This window comes from Novosphingobium sp. TCA1, from assembly GCF_009811895.1.
GTDB lineage: Bacteria > Pseudomonadota > Alphaproteobacteria > Sphingomonadales > Sphingomonadaceae > Novosphingobium > Novosphingobium panipatense_A.
In genome coordinates this window covers 1-3,835 of record NZ_BLJH01000090.1, presented here as the reverse complement: position 1 = coordinate 3,835, position 3,835 = coordinate 1, and the positions used below count along the sequence as shown (strand labels likewise).

Annotated in this window: 4 protein-coding genes; 1 reads left to right on the top strand and 3 read right to left on the bottom strand. The window is 55.8% G+C overall.

From position 1 onward, the window contains the following. Positions 1-409 precede the first annotated feature (409 nt). From NTCA1_RS28020 to NTCA1_RS28010, 3 genes are all read right to left on the bottom strand, one after another. A protein-coding gene (locus tag NTCA1_RS28020; RefSeq protein ID WP_236549625.1) for an IS630 family transposase occupies positions 410-1,358 on the bottom strand; the annotation gives its coding sequence in 2 pieces (ribosomal slippage) (positions 410-1,019 and positions 1,018-1,358; 951 coding nt in all). A gap of 221 nt (positions 1,359-1,579) precedes the next feature. Further along, positions 1,580-1,855: an HU family DNA-binding protein gene (locus NTCA1_RS28015; RefSeq protein WP_133085261.1), complete on the bottom strand. Its 276-nt coding sequence runs from the start codon at positions 1,853-1,855 to the stop codon at positions 1,580-1,582. A gap of 41 nt (positions 1,856-1,896) precedes the next feature. Continuing rightward, positions 1,897-2,811 (bottom strand): nucleotidyltransferase and HEPN domain-containing protein, encoded by a 915-nt coding sequence (locus NTCA1_RS28010; RefSeq protein WP_133085288.1) that lies wholly within the window; start codon positions 2,809-2,811, stop codon positions 1,897-1,899. 260 nt (positions 2,812-3,071) lie between these two features. Here NTCA1_RS28010 and NTCA1_RS28005 point away from each other — a divergent pair, with 260 nt between their 5' ends. Beyond that, positions 3,072-3,812, top strand: coding sequence for a hypothetical protein (locus NTCA1_RS28005; protein WP_159832477.1), 741 nt, complete (start codon positions 3,072-3,074; stop codon positions 3,810-3,812). Positions 3,813-3,835 lie beyond the last annotated feature (23 nt).

The window sequence follows — 3,835 nt, the reverse complement described above, 5'->3', positions numbered from 1 at the left end:
CAATCGCTTACACCACTCCCGCCAACCCTTCTGACCAAGCCCGATGAATAAGCCGGGCTAAGGATGCCCGCGATGGAAGCCACGTGGGTCATGATCGATCCGACCTGTTTCCATTTGCTTTGGATTGGTTGAGAAGCGTCGTCGACCATCGTACCTTCCTGCCCCACCATTCGCGTGGGTGATCTCAGCTGCTCCTCTACATTCAGATCTAGTTGGTCCGCTACCCCCCCGTTCCAAGCGGATCCCTCGCGGCTCGAACGATACCGGTGAAAGATTTGAGCAGCCTGCTAGCTGTTGAATTCTTAACGGCTGCTTTTACGGCAACAGCGGCTATCCGTTGCCGCCAGCGTGGAAGGCAGGTAAGTCCCAAGGTTGGCCGTTCACCTTCGCTAACTAGAGCATAATCCGATCACTCTGGTTCATATCCGGCGGCAGTGAAATAGTTTGCGCATTCTTCTGGGGTGAAGCGCGGCAATGCCTCTCGAATTGCATCCCATAGCTCCGGAACGGTTCGAGCAGCGGCTTTTCGGAGGATGGCTTTGAGCTTCGAGAAAGCGTTTTCGATTGGATTGAAGTCGGGGCTGTATGGCGGCAGGAACAGCATACGCGCCCCGGCCCCTTCAATGGCTTCACGCGCTGCCATCGTCTTATGAGCCGGTAGATTGTCGAGGATGACGATGTCGCCGGGACGCAGCGTTGGCGCCAGCACCTGCTGGGCATAGGCAGCGAACCATTCCCCGGTCATGGGGCCGTCCAGGACCATAGGCGCTGTCATGCCCGTCAAGCGTAACGCGCCGGTGAATGTGGTGGTTTTCCAATGGCCGTGCGGGATTGGCGAGCGACACCGCATACCGCGCTTTGCCCGACCGCGCAGGCGCGCCATCTTCGTTGAGGCGCCGGTTTCATCGATGAACACCAACCGTTCGGGATCGAGATCAGGCTGGGCCTTGAACCACGCACGCCGCCGCGCGAGAACGTCGGGCCGCTCCTGCTCGCTGGCGTGCGCCGTTTTTTTTGATCGTCATCGAGTGACGGTCCAGAAAGCGCCAGATGGTGCTCGGAGCAAATGCGGCTCCATGCTCTGATCGCAGCATCTCAGCCAGTTCGATCAGCGTGATGTCCGCCTGCTCCGCGATCGCACCGAGAATAACTTCGCGATGGGCTTCAATCCGCCGCGACCGCATGTCGCCGCCCTGACGCTTCGCGCGCGTCGATCCAATTTCCCGCCATTCGCGAACCCAGCGGATCGCGCTCGCTGTCCCAACTCCAAAACGCTCAGCTGCCGCGCGCCGGGATAAGCCATTATCAACCGCCGCAATTACCCGCGAGCGTAGATCCTCTGAGATGGACTTCGTCATGCCAGGCTGGCCTCCTGGTCCAGCTGACATGTTGAATCAGTTTTCCCGCACCATGGGAACCCCCAGCGATTCAGTCAGGTCGGATTATGCTCTAATTGGTGTACGAAGGTCAGCTTTCAGACTGTCCAAATGAGGTGCCGAATGTCGGCAACGTTGGCGCCATTACCCATTACCCTAAAGCAACAGCGGCGTCGCACCTGGATTGCGACGCCGCTATGGACTTACCCGTTGAGTTTGTCTTTTATGGCTTTGGCGGGGGCGAAGGTCAGTTTTTTCGATGCTGCAATCTGGATGGTAGCGCCGGTCGATGGGTTGCGGCCTTCGCGTGCAGGCGTGTCTTTCACCTTGAACTTGCCAAAACCGTTCAGTGAGATTTCATCGCCGGTCGCGGCAGCGTCAGCGATGGCTGTGAACACGACGTCGACGGCCTTCTTTGCGTCCGCCTTGGTGACGCCGAGTTCGGTGGCGAGCTTATCGGCGAGTTCAGCATTGTTCATTGGCCATGTCTCCTGCAGTAGTGTTGATCATTATATTTTTTTCATAGCGTGGAGCGAAGGTCAGCTATTTTACCTTCGCAAACTTTGTGAACGGCTTGACCTAATTCCTCTATGCGAGCGGCCAGCCACTCGAGTTCTTCCATGGTGATGCTAAAGTGCTTGGAGTAACGTCCTTTAACATATGCATCTTTGAGCTTTTCAAACCTGCTTCTATCGCGCTTGGTTTCGCGAGGCCAAGTATCAACCAGCAAACCGGAAACCTTCTCGGCCTGATTGCGAAGGAAATTCAGGTTATGGGCGCGAGGAGTATAGAACGTGCAGACTAACAATACGCACTGATAGAGCCCCTCCGCGGTTTGGTGAAGATCATACGCAGCCTCCTTCACATGCCCCTCCGACATGTGAAACTTGGCCCCCTTGAATCGCCTCATCGCAGCTGGGAAACTCTCTTCGTAGTATTCCTCAGCCATTGTCAGCGCTGCGACAGGTGTCTTTGGATGAGGCCTCGCCAGTTCACTATCGTCGGCCTGGTAGATGGCAATGCCATCGTCGGCGATATCCAGGAAGAAATAGCGGCCATGCGCAAGGCCATCATTCACCTCTTGCAGAGTGTGCACGATGAGTTGGACTGGCGTATTGAGATAACCGGAAATCTCCCGCTCCCGGTTCAAGCGTTCTTCGGCCTTTTCCCAGTAGTCAAACCAATCGGTCAACTCTGGCTGATTCACGATGATCAGGATATCGAAATCCGACTGATAGCCTTTGCCTGTGGTTGGCTCATCAACCCAGTTGTCTCGTGCAAAAGACCCGTACAATACAATCTTGAGAATTCGGCCCATCTTGCGCTGCCCCGTGGGCTGACCGTGGGCATCATTAAATTCTTCAAAGATAATCTGAACGAGCCGATCCAATTCGCGTTGCTTTCTGGCCGGCAGGTGATCGAGGCTGGTTCTCATCGGCTGTACAATATCTCGAGGGTCAGAAAATGCAGGAATGGCGGCCTGCGCTCGCTTGTGCAAGGCTTGATGGCGGCTCAAGGCGTCGGGCGCCGACATACCATGGAGGACAGGGTTCCTGCATATATTCTCATTATAACATCGGCTTGATGTAAAATGAAGAACAATTTGCGAACATAAGGAGGGAAGTGGGTTGTTGGTTGGTGCAATTAGGATAGAATTTCGCGACTTGCGAATGATCTATGAAGCGAGGTACGCTCATGGAAGGACAGATCCGACGCGGTGGTGTCTGGGCCGATGATCTCATGCGACCGATCGTCGCCCGGGTCTTCTTCGAACTGCCGGATGGGACTTATCACCCCGGGATGTTCGTAGCATCCTTGCACGACGCATTGCGCCTCGTGCTGGAATACGGGCTTACTGTTCCCCGTGCTTTCGTCACCCTCCACGACGAAGTCATCCTGGATGTGAAGGAGGGGGTGGTGGATTTTCCTGACGATGTTCAGCCACTCTTTGACGAGGCGAAAGCGCGTTTCCCCTCTTGGAATATCAGATGGCTCGAGCCTGGCAATTTGGGGAATTGGACGAGAAGCCAGTGCGCCAAACTTGTCGGCGCAGCGCAAGCCTATGCAAAGGCGAGCGGATTTGATGGTTCCGCGCCAGAAGCATATGACCATCGCGTCAACAGGCTGGAGCACGAGCTTCAGTCGGTTGCCGCACAATATGGATTTGACCTGTACCGGTTCGGATACCAGGTCCCGGGGGTGGTTTGCGCCGAGTTGGAATGCTTCGATGCCGATCACTCACAATCTGGCAACGGTATTTCTTCGATGGACCAAGCGGGCCGTAGTACGGAAAAGCAGCGGTCAGGCGCAGTGGCGACCGACGGCGCCCAAGCGGAGTTTCAATTTGAGCCGCAGAGCACGCCAGTTGACGAGAGCTTGAGGAATGATCGGGCTGATGGCGATCTAGGCCGCGTTGACATAAGATTTCAGCCATAGGCGCACTGCGGCGAGGTTGAGAA